14 protein-coding genes are annotated in these 15,029 nt (G+C 62.3%); 13 read left to right on the top strand and 1 reads right to left on the bottom strand.

Features of this window, described 5'->3' with window-relative positions; genetic code table 11:
• Positions 1–14: 14 nt before the first annotated feature.
• The gene (gene ilvA / locus YQ44_RS24470; protein WP_071325601.1) at positions 15–1,550 is read right to left on the bottom strand and encodes a threonine ammonia-lyase, biosynthetic; all 1,536 of its coding nucleotides are present in this window, start codon (positions 1,548–1,550) and stop codon (positions 15–17) included.
• 248 nt (positions 1,551–1,798) lie between these two features.
• On the opposite strand from ilvA, the gene YQ44_RS24465 reads away from it, so the two are divergent.
• The 13 genes from YQ44_RS24465 (at position 1,799) to YQ44_RS24405 (ending at position 14,989) form a co-directional block, all read left to right on the top strand.
• A complete protein-coding gene (locus YQ44_RS24465; RefSeq protein WP_071325600.1) occupies positions 1,799–2,290 on the top strand; it encodes a YqaA family protein in 492 nt (163 codons plus the stop codon).
• A gap of 270 nt (positions 2,291–2,560) precedes the next feature.
• Positions 2,561–6,601, top strand: a complete 4,041-nt coding sequence (locus tag YQ44_RS24460; RefSeq protein WP_071325599.1) for a DUF3683 domain-containing protein — start codon at positions 2,561–2,563, stop codon at positions 6,599–6,601.
• Positions 6,598–7,041, top strand: coding sequence for an HIT family protein (locus YQ44_RS24455; RefSeq protein WP_083412030.1), 444 nt, complete (start codon positions 6,598–6,600; stop codon positions 7,039–7,041). The genes YQ44_RS24460 and YQ44_RS24455 overlap by 4 nt, the downstream gene beginning before the upstream one ends.
• A gap of 9 nt (positions 7,042–7,050) precedes the next feature.
• Positions 7,051–7,500: a gamma-butyrobetaine hydroxylase-like domain-containing protein gene (locus YQ44_RS24450; RefSeq protein WP_071325598.1), complete on the top strand. Its 450-nt coding sequence runs from the start codon at positions 7,051–7,053 to the stop codon at positions 7,498–7,500.
• Positions 7,501–7,598: 98 nt separating this feature from the next.
• Positions 7,599–7,943 carry a YciI family protein gene (locus YQ44_RS24445; protein WP_071325597.1) on the top strand — a complete coding sequence of 115 codons (345 nt, stop codon included), beginning with the start codon at positions 7,599–7,601 and terminating at the stop codon, positions 7,941–7,943.
• 2 nt (positions 7,944–7,945) lie between these two features.
• Positions 7,946–9,187, top strand: coding sequence for an RNA polymerase sigma factor (locus tag YQ44_RS24440; protein ID WP_156894972.1), 1,242 nt, complete (start codon positions 7,946–7,948; stop codon positions 9,185–9,187).
• 29 nt (positions 9,188–9,216) lie between these two features.
• Positions 9,217–9,951 (top strand): bifunctional demethylmenaquinone methyltransferase/2-methoxy-6-polyprenyl-1,4-benzoquinol methylase UbiE, encoded by a 735-nt coding sequence (gene ubiE / locus YQ44_RS24435; protein ID WP_034753359.1) that lies wholly within the window; start codon positions 9,217–9,219, stop codon positions 9,949–9,951.
• 45 nt (positions 9,952–9,996) lie between these two features.
• Entirely contained in the window at positions 9,997–10,941 is a 945-nt protein-coding gene (locus YQ44_RS24430; protein WP_071325595.1) for a Tim44 domain-containing protein, read from the top strand.
• Positions 10,942–11,120: 179 nt separating this feature from the next.
• The gene (locus YQ44_RS24425; protein ID WP_232251327.1) at positions 11,121–11,732 is read left to right on the top strand and encodes a ubiquinone biosynthesis accessory factor UbiJ; all 612 of its coding nucleotides are present in this window, start codon (positions 11,121–11,123) and stop codon (positions 11,730–11,732) included.
• Positions 11,729–13,300, top strand: a complete 1,572-nt coding sequence (gene ubiB, locus YQ44_RS24420; RefSeq protein ID WP_071325593.1) for a ubiquinone biosynthesis regulatory protein kinase UbiB — start codon at positions 11,729–11,731, stop codon at positions 13,298–13,300. The genes YQ44_RS24425 and ubiB overlap by 4 nt, the downstream gene beginning before the upstream one ends.
• Before the next feature lie 19 nt (positions 13,301–13,319).
• Entirely contained in the window at positions 13,320–13,922 is a 603-nt protein-coding gene (locus YQ44_RS24415; protein ID WP_071325592.1) for a methyltransferase, read from the top strand.
• Positions 13,923–14,013: 91 nt separating this feature from the next.
• Entirely contained in the window at positions 14,014–14,325 is a 312-nt protein-coding gene (locus YQ44_RS24410) for an FmdB family zinc ribbon protein (RefSeq protein WP_071325591.1), read from the top strand.
• 40 nt (positions 14,326–14,365) lie between these two features.
• On the top strand, positions 14,366–14,989 hold the full coding sequence (locus tag YQ44_RS24405) for a DUF502 domain-containing protein (protein WP_071325590.1): 624 nt from the start codon (positions 14,366–14,368) through the stop codon (positions 14,987–14,989).
• Positions 14,990–15,029 lie beyond the last annotated feature (40 nt).

Genomic DNA, 15,029 nt, shown 5'->3' with positions numbered 1-15,029 from the left:
GGGCGATTCGCCATCTATCCTAAAAACAGTTTGTAGACGGGATTGCTGCTCTCATCCCAGTAACGGTAGCCGAGGGTATCGAGGAAACGGGCAAATTCGCCCATTTCATCGGGCGGCACTTGCAGGCCGATCAGGATGCGCCCCACGTCGCCGCCCTGGCTGCGGTAATGACACAGGGAAATATTCCAGTTCGGCGCCATGCTGTCGAGGAAGCGCATGAGTGCGCCGGGGCGCTCGGGGAACTCGAAGCGGTACAGCAGCTCATCCTGCGCCAGCCGGCTCTTGCCGCCGACCAGGTGGCGGATATGCGACTTGGCCAGCTCGTCATGCGTCAGGTCCAGGGTCTTGAATTCGTGCTCTTCGAATTTCTTCGCCAGCACGCCGGATTCATGTCGGTCGGCAATCTGGATGCCGACAAACACGTGCGCTTCCTTCTCGTCGCTGATGCGGTAGTTAAATTCCGTCACGTTGCGCGCGCCGATGAGCGAGCAGAAGCGCTTGAAACTGCCCCGCTGTTCGCGCATGGTGACGGCAAACACGGCTTCGCGGAATTCGCCCAGCTCCGCCCGTTCCGCGACAAAGCGCAGGCGGTCGAAATTCATGTTCGCGCCGCTGGCGATGGTGATCAGGGTTTCATGGTTGACCGGGTGCTTCGACAGGCTGGCCCGCTCCACGTACGCCTTGGCGCCGGCCACGGCCAGCGCGCCCGACGGTTCGAGGATCGAGCGCGTATCCGTAAACACATCCTTGATGGCGGCGCAGATGGCGTCCGTGTCGACCGTGATGATTTCATCGACATAGGCCTGCACCAGGCGGAAGGTTTCCTCGCCGGCCAGGCGCACGGCCGTGCCGTCGGCAAACAGGCCCACGTCGTTCAGGGTGACGCGCTCGCCGGCCTTCAGCGAACGGGCCATGGCGTTCGAATCGACGCTTTGCACGCCGATGATCTTGATGTCGGGACGGATCTGTTTTACATACGCGGCAATGCCGGCAATCAGGCCGCCGCCGCCGATGGGGGCGAAGATGGCGTGGATGGGGCCGGCGTGCTGGCGCAGGATTTCCATGCCGATCGTGCCCTGGCCGGCGATCACGTCCGGATCGTCGAACGGGTGCACGAAGGTCAGCTTCTGTTCTTTTTCCAGGGTCAGCGCGTGGTTGTAGGCATCCGTATAGGATTCGCCGTGCAGCACCACTTCCACGTTCACGCCGCCCCGTCCTTTGACGGCCTCGACTTTCACCAGCGGCGTGGTGGTCGGCATGACGATGACGGCGCGGCAACCCATGCGCGCGGCCGACAGGGCCACGCCCTGGGCATGGTTGCCGGCCGAGGCGCAAATCACGCCGCGCTTGCGTTCCGCTTCGCTGAGCTTGGACATCTTGTTGTAGGCGCCACGAATCTTGAAGCTGAACACGCTTTGCATGTCTTCGCGCTTGAAGTAAATCTGGTTGTTCAGGCGCTGCGACAGGGCAGGGGCCAGTTCCAGCGGCGTTTCGGAGGCAACGTCATAGACGCGGGCGGTCAGGATTTTCTTGAGGTAGTCGATGTTCATAGTCTGCAAGCGAGTGATTCTGGGCCAGGGACGATGAGCCTACCACAGTAGGTCGATGCGTCTCTACTGTGACAGTCTCTTGCTGGAGCGTGGTGGTCGATATCGGCTGTGCCGCGGCGGATAACCAGGCAACAATCATGCTGTGTAGAACGCGGGGCGGGTGCGCCCTTGCCGGCAGGCGCGGTTTGTGCGGCGCCCAAGCTGCTCTTCATTATAATGGAGAGCCTTACCGCATCGCGAAGTGTTCAATGATCGAATCCGCAATCGCCTGGTTGCTGCAACTGATTGCAGCGCCGGAAGTCGGGCTGACCTCGGTCTTTCTGATCAGCTTTATTTCCGCCACCTTGTTGCCGCTCGGCTCAGAGCCGGCCGTCTTTGCCGTCATCAAGGCCAATCCTTCCCTGTTCTGGGCCGCCATTGCCGTCGCCACCCTGGGCAACACGCTGGGCGGTATCGTCGATTACTGGATGGGCTACCGGGCCAAGCAGGCGTTCGCCAAGGAGCGCGACACGCGCTGGTTCCGCTGGCTGGCCCGCTATGGCGCCAAGACCATGCTGCTGGCCTGGCTGCCCCTCGTGGGCGACCCGCTGTGCACGCTGGCAGGCTGGCTCAAGCTGCCGTTCTGGCCCAGCGTGGCGTACATGGCCGTCGGCAAGTGCGCGCGTTACCTGACGATGACGGGCTTGCTGCTGTACGTGCCCGATGGCGTCTGGCACCGGATCGGGCAAATGCTGGCGTGATGGCGATGCCGTATCGTGTGCATTGCAACGCCTGTTTGCCCTGTTTTTGGGCAGTTTGATAGTTTGTGGCCGAGTCCGATTCTTGGCATTTTTGCGCGGAAAAGGCAAGGAGGCTGATTTTTTATTCATAGAAATTGTGGCTTGGCCATATTTGCTATGGTTGCGCCGACCCTGCTTAAACCTTGGGCGGCATAAGGCTGTTCCCGCATGGTGCGGCGCAATAAGATAAAATGGGTCTTTAGGGTCCAGTCCACATCGTCACCACACTCCATGAACGCTCCCGCACATATCCAAGCTTTACTGGCAGAAACGCCCAATGGTCCCGCAGCAAGCCGCCTGCGCGAAATCCCGTATAACTACACGTCGTTTTCCGATCGCGAGATCGTCATACGCCTGTTGGGAGAGGATTCCTGGCGCCTGCTCGACGAGCTGCGCGGCGCCCGCCAGACTGGCCGTTCGGCCCGCATGCTGTACGAGGTGCTGGGCGACATCTGGGTCGTGCGCCGCAATCCCTACCTGCAGGATGACTTGCTCGACAATCCGAAGCGCCGCCAGGGTTTGATCGATGCCTTGCATCATCGCCTGGCGGAGGTCGACAAGCGCCGCCTGGGCATCGATGCGGCCGGCGGCGACGTCGCGGCCAGTGGCGAAGCGCCGGAAGTCGCCAAGGCGCGCAGTGCCAATGTGGAGCTGCTGCTGAAGGCGGCCAGCAAGGCCGTGGCCGACTTTGGCGACGAATTCCGCAAGACCTACGACTTGCGCAAGCGCACGGTCAAGGTACTGGGCCGCTACACGGAAAAGCACAACGTGCGCTTCGACGGCATGACGCGCGTGTCGCACGTGACCGATGCCACCGACTGGCGCGTGGAATACCCGTTCGTCGTGCTCACGCCCGATACGGAAGAGGAAATGGCCGGCCTGGTGAAGGGCTGTATCGAGCTGGGACTGACCATCATCCCGCGCGGCGGCGGCACCGGCTACACGGGCGGCGCGATTCCCCTGACACCGATGTCGGCCGTCATCAACACGGAAAAGCTGATCACCCTGGGTGCCGTGGAAATGACGGTCTTGCCCGGCCTCACGCACGAATACGCGACCATTAATTCGGGCGCCGGCGTGATCACGAACAAGGTGTCGGAAGCGGCGGAAAAGGCCGGTTTCGTGTTTGCCGTCGACCCTACCTCGGCCCACGCTTCCTGCATCGGCGGCAACGTCGCCATGAATGCGGGCGGCAAGAAAGCCGTGCTGTGGGGCACGGCGCTCGACAACCTGGCGTCGTGGCGCATGGTCGACCCGAACGGCGACTGGCTCGACGTCACGCGCCTCGACCATAACCTGGGCAAGATCCATGATATCGCGCTGGCACGTTTCCAGTTGGAATGGCGCCACCCGAGCACGCGCGAGGCCACCAAGCCGAACGCACCGTTCAAGACGGAAATCCTGGAAATTCCTGGCCGCAAGTTCCGCAAGGAAGGCCTGGGCAAGGACGTGACGGACAAGTTCCTCGCCGGCTTGCCGGGCATCCAGAAGGAAGGCTGCGACGGTCTCATCACGTCGGCGCGCTGGATCCTGCACAAGATGCCGAAATTCGCCCGCACCGTCTGCCTGGAATTCTTCGGCCAGGCGCGCGATGCGATCCCGTCGATCGTGGAAATCAAGGATTACCTCGATGGCTTGCCGGCCAAGGGCGAGCAATACACGACCATCCGCCTGGCGGGTCTCGAGCATCTGGACGAGCGCTACCTGCGCGCCGTCGGCTACGCCACCAAGTCGAAACGGGGCGTGCTGCCGAAGATGGCCCTGTTCGGCGACATCGTCGGCGACGATGAAAACGCCGTCGCCCAGGCGGCGTCGGAAGTGGTGCGCATCGCCAACACGCGCGTGGGCGAAGGCTTTGTGGCCGTCAGCCCCGAGGCGCGCAAGAAATTCTGGCTCGATCGTGCCCGCACGGCCGCCATTGCCAAGCATACCAACGCCTTTAAAATCAATGAAGACGTGGTGATCCCGCTCAACCGCATGGGCGAATACACGGATGGCATCGAACGCATCAATATCGAGCTGTCGATCAAGAACAAGCTGCAGCTGGCAGAGGCCTTGAGCGAATTCTTTGGCAAGGGTAATTTGCCTGTTGGCAAGAGCGACGACGCGTCCGACGACCGTGTCGACGATGCGGAAATGCTGGGCGACCGTGCTGAGCAGGCGCAGCAGTTGCTGGCGCAAGTCACGGCACGCTGGACCTATCTGCTGGCACAGCTGGACCGTCCGCTGGCCGACGTGAAGGGCGAACTGGCCGAGCTGGGCATGGAGCGCTTGCTGCCCGTCTTCGATGCGCGCCTGGAAACGCAGCCGGCCGCCACCCTGTTCGACGTGGTGCAGGACCGCACCGTGCGCATTACCTGGAAGCAGGAAATCCGTGCCCAGCTGCGCCAGATCTTCAACGGCGCCGCGTTCAAGCTGATCCTCGACGAGGCCACCGCCATCCACGCGCGCATCCTGCGTTCGCGCGTGTTTGTCGCGCTGCACATGCATGCGGGCGATGGCAACGTGCACACGAACTTGCCCGTCAACTCGGACAATTACGAAATGCTGCAGGACGCCCACGAAGCCGTGGGCCGCATCATGATCCTGGCCCGCTCGCTCAACGGCGTCATTTCCGGTGAGCATGGTATCGGCATCACCAAGCTGGAATTCCTGACGGAAGAGGAAATCGGCGAGTTCCGCAGCTACAAGCAGCGCATCGATCCGGAAGGCCGTTTCAACAAGGGTAAATTGCTGAACCTGCCAGGCATGGGCGCCGACTTGCGCAATGCCTACACGCCATCGTTCGGCCTGATGGGCCATGAATCGCTGATCATGCAGCAAAGCGATATCGGCGCCATCGCCGACAGCGTCAAGGATTGCTTGCGCTGCGGCAAGTGCAAGCCCGTGTGCTCGACGCACGTGCCACGCGCCAACTTGCTGTACTCGCCACGCGACAAGATCCTGGCGACGTCGTCCCTGATCGAAGCGTTCCTGTACGAAGAGCAGACGCGCCGCGGTATTTCCATCAAGCATTGGGAGGAATTCGAGGACGTGGCGGACCATTGCACGGTATGCCACAAGTGCGTCACGCCTTGCCCGGTCAATATCGACTTCGGCGACGTGTCGATGAACATGCGCAACTTGCTGCGCAAGATGGACAAGAAGAGCTTTAATCCTGGTACCAAGGCCACGATGATGTTCCTCAACGCCACCGATCCCGTGACCATCAATGCCACGCGCAAGGTCATGATCGGCTGGGGCTACAAGGCGCAGCGCCTGGGCCACGATTTGTTGAAGAAATTTGCCAAGAAGCAAACCAAGGCACCGCCGCCATCGACGGGCAAGCCGCCCGTCAAGGCGCAGGTGATCCATTTCATCAATAAAAAGATGCCGGGCAACCTGCCGAAGAAATCGGCGCGCGCGCTGCTCGACATCGAAGACGATAAAGTCATCCCGATCATCCGCAATCCGAAGACGACCACGGCCGATACGGAAGCCGTGTTCTACTTCCCCGGTTGCGGTTCGGAGCGTTTGTTCTCGCAAGTGGGCCTGGCCACGCAGGCGATGCTGTGGGAAGTGGGCGTGCAGACGGTCTTGCCGCCTGGCTACCTGTGCTGCGGTTATCCGCAGCGTGGCGCGGGCGAGTTCGACAAGGCCGAGAAGATGATGACGGACAACCGCGTCCTGTTCCACCGCATGGCCAACACGCTCAATTACCTGGATATCAAGACGGTGCTCGTGTCGTGCGGCACCTGCTACGACCAGCTGGCCACGTATCAGTTTGAAAAGATTTTCCCCGGCTGCCGCATCATGGATATCCATGAGTATTTGCTGGAGAAAAACGTCAAGCTGGAAGGCGTCAACGGCACGCGCTATATGTACCACGAGCCTTGCCACAATCCGATGAAGCTGCAGGAATCGGGCAAGACCATCAATTCCCTGATCAGCACGGTGGACAACGTGAAGATCGAGAAGAACGATCGTTGCTGCGGTGAATCGGGTTCGCTGGCCGTCACGCGCCCGGACATTTCCACGCAAGTGCGTTTCCGCAAGGAAGAAGAGATGGTCAAGGGCGCCGACAAGCTACGCGGCGATGGCTTCACGGGTGACGTGAAAATCCTCACCAGCTGCCCGTCGTGCCTGCAAGGCTTGTCGCGCTACAATGATGATTCGGGCACGACGGCCGATTACATCGTCGTCGAGATCGCCAAACACTTGCTGGGAGAGAACTGGATGCCGGATTACGTGAAACGCGCCAATGACGGCGGCATCGAACGGGTGCTGGTGTGACCTGCGATCTGTGCAGCCTGCTGGACGGCTACGCCAACAAGCAGGGTCTGGAGACCCTGCTGTGGCGCAGCGAACGCCTGTCCGTGGTGGCCGTCGACGATCCTGCCTATCCCGGCTTTTGCCGCGTGATCTGGAACAGGCATGTGAAGGAAATGACGGATTTGACGCCGGGCGAGCGCAACTATGTCATGGAAGTCGTGTGGCAAGTCGAGCTGGCCGTGCGTGAAGTGATGCAGCCGGAAAAGGTCAATGTGGCCAGTTTCGGCAACATGACGCCGCACGTGCACTGGCACGTGATTCCCCGCTACCGCGACGATGCGCATTTCCCCAGCCCGAGCTGGGCCGTGGTGCAGCGCGAGACGGCGCCCGAGGTGCTGACCGCGCGCCGCGCCCTGTTGCCGGCCTTGCGCGATGCCATCATTCAACGTTTATCCGCATAAAGTATTGTCATGACTGAAAAAGTAGCAACACCCCAACCGACCGGCTTGACCGTGCACAACCAGTCGCGCGTGCTCGACGTGGCTTTCGACGATGGCAGCGAATTCGCGCTGCCGTTCGAATACCTGCGCGTGTATTCGCCGTCGGCCGAAGTGCAGGGCCATGGCAAGGGCCAGGAAACCTTGCAGTTAGGAAAACGCCTGGTCGGCATCACCGGCCTGGAGCCGGTTGGCAACTACGCCGTGCAACCGACCTTCAGCGATGGCCACAATTCCGGCCTGTACACCTGGGCCTATCTGTACAAGCTGGGCGTGGAACAGCCAAAGCTGTGGCAGGATTACCTGGACCGCCTGACGGCGGCCGGCTACCCCGGCGACAGCGGCCGCGACGCCAAGGCGGACATGACGGTCAAGCAATCTTCCGGCCATGTCCACGGACCGAGCTGCGGGCATAAACATTAAGCTAAAAAAATAATGCGGTAATCTTGTCGGATTGCCGCCGCCCCGTTCGTCGTATGGATGCCCGCGCTTGCGGGCATTTTTCTTTTGGAGAAGAGACTATGGAATACATGATCCTGATCTACGCCGACGAGGCGCGTTATGAAGCGATGGAGGAAGGGCAGATGGCCAGCCTGATGGCCGAGTTTGCAGGTTACACGCAGGCACTGGAGGCGGCCGGCGTGCTGCGCGGCGGCGGCGAGCTGGCGCCCGTGGGCAGCGCCACCAGCGTGCGGGTGCGCAATGGCAAACCTGTCGTCACGGACGGGCCGTTCGCGGAAACCAAGGAGCAGCTGGGCGGCTACTACCTGCTGGCCTGTGCCAATCTGGACGAGGCGCTGGTCTGGGCCGGGCGTTGCCCGGTAGCATCCCTGGGTACCATCGAAGTGCGGCCCGTCACGGCGTGAGCATGGGCGGCGACGCCACCTCGGCCGTCGAACACGTCTTTCGCCAGGAGCGGGGCAAGGTGCTGGCCGGCCTGATGCGGCGCTTCGGCGACCTGGGCCTGGCGGAAGATGTGTTGCAGGAAGCGTGCCGCAAGGCGCTGGAACTGTGGCCGCAGGCGGGCGTGCCCGATAATCCGGCGGCCTGGCTGACGTCGGTGGCGCGCCACGCGGCCCTCGATCACGTGCGCCGCGCGGGCAAGGGCGTCATCGATGCCGACGCCGTGCTGTCCAGCCTGTCGGCAGCCCAGGCGGAGGAAGCGCAAGCCATCGAGGATGACCGTTTGCGCCTGCTGTTCATCTGCTGCCATCCGGCGCTGGCGCCCGAGGCGCAGGTGGCGCTGGCCCTGCGCACCCTGTGCGGCCTGTCCACGGGCGAGATCGCGCGCGCCTTTGGCCTGGCCGAAGCGGCCCTGTCGCAGCGCCTGCTGCGCGCCAAGCGCAAGATCGCCGAGGCGGCCATCCCGTTCGAGTTGCCGCCGGCGCCGGACTGGCCGCCGCGGCTGGCGCAAGTCATGCACGTGATTTACTTGGTGTTCAGCGAAGGCTATTGCGCCAGCGGCGGCGACGCCTTGCTGCGCCCGGACCTGTGCGCGGAAGCGCTGCGGCTGGGACGGCTGCTCGATACCTTGCTGCCCGGCGAGCCGGAAGTGCAGGGCTTGCTGGCCCTGATGCTGCTGCAGGCGTCGCGCGGCGCGGCGCGGCTGTCGCCCGCAGGCTATCTGCTGACCCTGGAAGAGCAGGATCGCCGCCTGTGGCACGGTGACTTGATCGCCGAAGGGCTTGCGCTGCTGGAGCAAGCCTTGCCGGCCCGGGCGCCGGGGGCGTACCAGTTGCACGCGGCCATTGCCGCCCTGCATGCCAAGGCCGCCACGGCCGGGCAGACGGACTGGCGCCAGATCAGTGCCCTGTACGGCGCCTTGCTGCGGCACAAGCCGGAACCGTTGGTCTTGCTTAATGCCGTGATCGCCTGCGCCATGGCGCATGGCGCCGAACATGGGCTGGCATGGCTGGCGCGCCTGGAAGCCGTGCCCAGCCTGGCCCAGTCGCACTACCTGCACGCGGCCAGGGCCGACCTGCTGCGCCGCCAGGGCGACCGCGCGGGGGCGCTGGCGGCGTATGCCCGGGCGGCAATGCTGGCCTCGAATGCGGTCGAAAGGCAATACCTTCTCCGGCGTCACGGGGAAATGCGCCTGCCGCTTGTATAATGCACGCAAGTTCAAACAGACTGCCTACCATGACCAATACGACCCATTTCGGATACAAAACAGTTGCAGAAGACGACAAAGTGCGCGAAGTCGCCAAGGTGTTCCATTCCGTCGCTGCCAAATACGACGTGATGAACGACTTGATGTCGGGCGGGCTGCACCGTCTGTGGAAGACGTTTACGATTGCCAACGCGGGCGTGCGCCCTGGCTTCAAGGTGCTCGACATCGCCGGCGGCACGGGCGACCTGTCGAAGGCGTTCGCCAAGCAGGCGGGTCCCACCGGCGAAGTCTGGTTGACCGATATCAATGAATCGATGCTGCGCGTGGGCCGCGACCGCCTCTTGAATCGCGGCTTGCTCACCCCCACCTTGTTGTGTGACGCGGAAAAACTGCCATTCCCCGACAACTATTTTGACCGTGTCAGCGTGGCCTTTGGCCTGCGCAACATGACGCACAAGGATGTGGCGCTGGCGGAAATGCGCCGCGTGCTGAAACCGGGCGGCAAGCTGCTGGTGCTGGAGTTTTCCAAGGTGGCGGCACCGCTGCAAAAGCCGTATGACCTGTATTCGTTCTCGGTCTTGCCGTGGTTCGGACAGAAAATCGCCGGTGACGCGGAAAGCTATCGTTACCTGGCCGAATCGATCCGCATGCATCCGGACCAGGAAACCTTGAAGACCATGATGGAAACGGCGGGCCTGGAGCGCGTGCAGTACTACAATTTGACGGCGGGCATAGCCGCTTTGCATACCGGCATCAAGATGTAAGACAACGAGGTCACTCGCGTGTTGCCGGTGAATTTAGGAGATGGAATGAAATTGAAGAAATTTATGGTTGGCATGATGCTGGCCGCGACCACGGTATCCATGCTGGGCGAGGCGCTGGCCCGTCCGATGGGCGGTGGCCGTTCGTTTGGCCGCCAGTCGCAGAACGTGGGCCGCCAGGCTCCCGCGCCGGCACCAGCCCCCGCACCGGCCGCCGCGCCACGCCAGGCGCAACCGGCCCCCGCGCCGGCGCCCGCACCTGCCGCCAAGGCACCCAGCCGCTGGAAAGGCTTGCTGGGCGGTGCACTGCTGGGCCTGGGCCTGGGCGCCTTGCTGTCGCACTTCGGCCTGGGCGGCGCCCTGGCCAGCATGATCAGCACCTTGCTGATGGTGGCCCTGTTGGCCGGTGCGGCGTTCTTCATCTACCGCATGGTGCGCGGCAAGCGCGAAAACAATGCGGGTGGCCATGCGCCGTTCGCCGGTTTTGGCGGCAACCAGCCTGCGCCAGCGGGCAACACGCCCGATATCGGCTCGCGCATCCCACCGCTGCCGCCGCTGCAACCGGTCTCGTCCGGCGTTGGCCTGGACAAGGTCGCGCCCGTGGCCGCGCCCTGGGGCGTGCCTGCCGATTTCGACAAGGATGCCTTCCTGCGTCACGCGAAGAGCAATTTCATTCGCCTGCAAGCGGCCTGGGACAAGGCGGACGTCAACGACATCCGCGAATTCACGTCGCCGGAAGTGTACGCTGAGCTGCGCATGCAGATCCAGGAGCGCGGTGCGCAAGCCGATTTCACGGACGTCGTCAGCATCGACGCCGAATTGCTTGGCATCGAGACGAGCGTCACCGATTACCTGGCCAGCGTGAAGTTCACGGGCCTGATCCGTTCGGCGCCCGATGCCGCGGCGGAGCCGTTCGCGGAAGTGTGGAATATGTCGAAACCCGTCAGCGGCAATAGCGGCTGGGTCTTGGCAGGCATTCAACAATTGGGTTAATGATAATTATTTCCTGAATAGCAGCTTAAGCCCATGGCTAATTCATGGTGCTTGAGGGATATTTTCTGCTGAACTGGTAAGATCGAAGCCGCCCGCGTTGTTGTACGGGCGGTTTTTTCTTTTTAAGGGCGCGCGCGGCGCGCAAGCATATGATGGCACCGATTCCCGACCTTACCTTGATGACTCCCGTTATCGCGAGCATCAATCACCTGCTGGCGCAGGAGCCGTGGGCGCGCCAGCAACTGGCGGTGCACGCCGGCAAGCTGGCCTGTATCGATACGGGCGCCGTGGCCCTGCGCATGCGCGTCGACAGCGCCGGCATGCTGGAAGCGGCGCCGGCGGACGTGTCTGCCAATGTCACCATCCGCGTCAAACTGTCCGACGTGCCGCTGATCCTGCAAAACCGCGAACGGGCGTTTTCGTACGTGAAAATCGAAGGCGACGCCGAGTTTGCCAATGCGATTTCGCAATTGAGCAAGGGCTTGCGCTGGGAAGCGGAGCACGACCTGGAAAAGCTGTTCGGCCCCATCCTGGCCACGCGCGTGGTCTCCGGCGCCAGGGATGCCCTTGCCTTCGTGCGCACGGGCCAGCAAAAGCTGGCGGAAAACGTGGCGGAATACTTTCTGGACGAACAGCCCATGCTGATCCGTCCCGTTACCTTGCTGGAATACTCGGCTGGCGTGACGCGCGTGCGCGATGACGTCGAACGCCTGGCCAAGCGCCTCGCCCGGCTGGAAAAGGCGGCCGCCGCCCTCCAGCCGCAGTCCTCTTCACCGGATGTGTCTACATGATATTGAAATTCCTGCGCCTGTTTAAGATCATCCGTGTTTCCATCAAGTACGGTCTAGATGAGATAGCAATTTCTGGTCTGCAAGTTCCGCGCACTGCCAAGCTGATCGACACCCTGATTTTCTGGCGCGACCTGTCGTCGCCACGCGGCCTGCGCCTGCGCCTGGCGCTGGAAGAACTGGGGCCCATCTTCGTGAAATTCGGCCAGGTGCTGTCGACGCGGCGCGACCTGATGCCGCCCGACATCGCCGAGGAACTGGCGCGTTTGCAGGATCGCGTGCCGCCCTTCGATTCCGACCTGGCCATCGCGCAGATCACCAAGTCCCTGGGCGCCCATCCGGACCAGCTGTTTGCCCGCTTCGAGCGCGAACCGGTGGCGTCCGCCTCGATTGCCCAGGTGCACTTTGCCACCTTGAAAGATGGCCGCGAAGTGGCCGTGAAGGTCTTGCGTCCAGGCATGAAAAAGCTGATCGACGAAGACGTGGCGCTGATGCATATCGCGGCCGGCTGGATCAGCCGCCTGTGGGCCGACAGCAAGCGTTTGAAGCCGCGCGAAGTGGTGGGCGAATTCGACAAATACCTGCATGACGAGCTGGACCTGATGCGCGAGGCGGCCAATGCCAGCCAGCTGCGCCGCAACTTCGCCAATTCGGACTTGCTGCTGGTGCCGGAAATGCACTGGGACTATTGTTCCAGCAGCGTCATCGTGATGGAGCGCATGTACGGCATCCCCGTGTCGCAGATCGACCGCCTGGTGGCGGCCGGCGTGGACTTGCGCAAACTGTCCAGCGATGGCGTGGAAATTTTCTTCACGCAAGTGTTCCGCGACGGCTTTTTCCACGCGGACATGCATCCGGGTAATATTCTCGTCTCCATCGCGCCCGACTCGTTCGGCCGCTATATCGCGCTGGATTTCGGCATCGTCGGCACCTTGAATGATTACGACAAGGATTACCTGTCGCAAAACTTCCTCGCCTTCTTCCGCCGCGACTACAAGCGCGTGGCCGAGGCGCATATCGAATCGGGCTGGGCGCCGAAAGACACGCGCGTCGACGAGCTGGAAGCGGCCGTGCGCGCCTGCTGCGAACCGATCTTCGACCGCCCGCTGAAGGATATTTCCTTTGGGCAAGTTCTGCTGCGTCTGTTCCAGACCTCGCGCCGCTTCAATGTGGAAGTGCAGCCGCAGCTGGTGCTGCTGCAAAAGACCCTGCTCAATATCGAAGGCCTGGGACGCCAGCTGGACCCGGAACTGGACTTGTGGCAAACGGCCAAGCCCTACCTGGAAAAATGGATGAGCAATCAGGTGGGGCCGCAAGGTTTCATGGAGCGCCTGCGCGCCGAGGCGCCCCGCTATGCGCACATCTTCCCGCAACTGCCGCGTTTGCTGCACCAGGCCTTGACGGTGCATGGCGAGCCGCGCGAAAACGACGTGGAACTGATGAAAACCTTGTTGGCAGAACAACGCCAGACGAACCGCCTGCTGAGCTTTATCGTGTATTTCGTCGGCGCCTTCGCGCTCGGCGCGCTGGGCTTGCAAGTGTATATGCGCTGGCATCAACTGCCGTTTTAACAGGATCAGGACGTAAGTGATGGCTGACTTCCATACCCGCGACCCGCTGTCGCCCGCCTTCTGGGACGAGCGTTTCGAGAAACAATTCACGCCCTGGGACCAGGGCGGCGTACCCGCGCGCCTGCGCAGCTTCGTGCTGGGCAGTCCGGCGCCGTTGCGCTGTCTGATACCCGGCTGCGGTTCCGCCTACGAACTGGCCTTCATGCTCGACGCGGGCTGGGACGCCACGGCCATCGACTTTTCGCCAGCGGCCGTGGCCGCCGCGCGCGTCCAGCTTGGCGAACGGGCGGGGCGGGTGGTGGAAGCCGATTTCTTTGCCTGGCAGCCAGACGCGCCGCTGGACCTGATTTATGAACGGGCGTTCCTGTGCGCCATGCCACGCGCCATGTGGCCGCAGGTGGCGGCCCGCTGGGCGCAGCTGCTGGCACCGGGCGCGATGTTGGCCGGCTACTTTTTCTTTGACGATAATGCCAAGGGGCCGCCATTTGGTATGTCACGTGAGCAATTAAACGCCTTGCTGGCGCCACATTTCGACTGCCTGGCCGATGAAGCCGTCGGCGATTCCATCGCTGTCTTCGCCGGCAAGGAGCGCTGGATGAGCTGGCGCCGCCGGGCGGACTGAGCCTGGCAGGGCAAGCGGCCGGGCGATTTCCGTAGAGACTGGCGGAAAAGCTTTATAATTCAGGGTTTTTGATGATTTTCTCGGAGTAGAGATGCCGATTTACGCTTACCGTTGTGACGAGTGTGGTTTTGCCAAGGATGTCTTGCAAAAGATCTCCGATCCAGTACTGACGGTGTGCCTGTCGTGCGGCAAGCCCAGTTTCAAGAAGCAATTGACGGCCGCCGGTTTCCAATTGAAGGGCACTGGCTGGTACGCGACCGATTTCCGCGGCGGCACGGCACCGACGACGGCCATTCCGACGGGCCCGGCCGATAACGCCAAGCCGGCTCCTGCTGCCGAGAGCGCGCCTGCCGCCGCTGCCCCGGCGCCCGCGCCTGCCGCGGCGGCGCCGAAAGCGGACTGACAAGCGCGTTGCGCCGAACCATTCCATTACCGAGAAACCGATGCGTAAATACTTCATTACCGGATTGCTGATTTTAGTACCGCTGGCCATTACCGTCTGGGTACTCAATTTGGTGATCGGCACCCTGGACCAGTCCCTGCTGCTGGTACCGGCGCGTTTCCGCCCGACCTCGCTGTTTGGCTTTGACATTCCTGGCCTGGGCACGATACTGACGATAGTCATCGTCTTCCTGACAGGCTTGTTGACGAATAACCTGGTCGGCAATTACGTGGTGAAACTGTGGGAAAAGTTGCTGCAGCGCATACCCATCGTTAATTCCCTGTATTCGAGCGTCAAGCAGGTATCGGATACCTTGTTTTCCTCGTCGGGCAATGCTTTCCGCAAGGCAGTGCTGGTGCCATATCCGCACCAGAATTCCTGGACCATCGCCTTCCTGACCGGCGTGCCGGGCGGCGATGCGGCGAACCACCTGGTGGGCGATTACGTCAGCGTGTATGTGCCGACGACGCCGAACCCGACATCGGGCTTCTTCCTGATGATGAAGCGCAGCGATGTGGTCGAGCTGGACATGAGCGTCGATGCGGCGCTCAAGTACATCGTCTCGATGGGCGTGGTGGCGCCTGCGGAAGTTGTCGCTGTAACGGCCCCGGTAGCCAAAGAATAAAGGCAGGCGTCCCACGGGGGACGTGGCCGGATTGAACACT

Origin of the sequence: Janthinobacterium sp. 1_2014MBL_MicDiv (assembly GCF_001865675.1) — a bacterium.
Taxonomy (GTDB): Bacteria; Pseudomonadota; Gammaproteobacteria; order Burkholderiales; family Burkholderiaceae_D; genus Janthinobacterium.
Note: the sequence above shows the minus strand (reverse complement) of the source record. Positions and strands in the feature narration are given on the sequence as shown.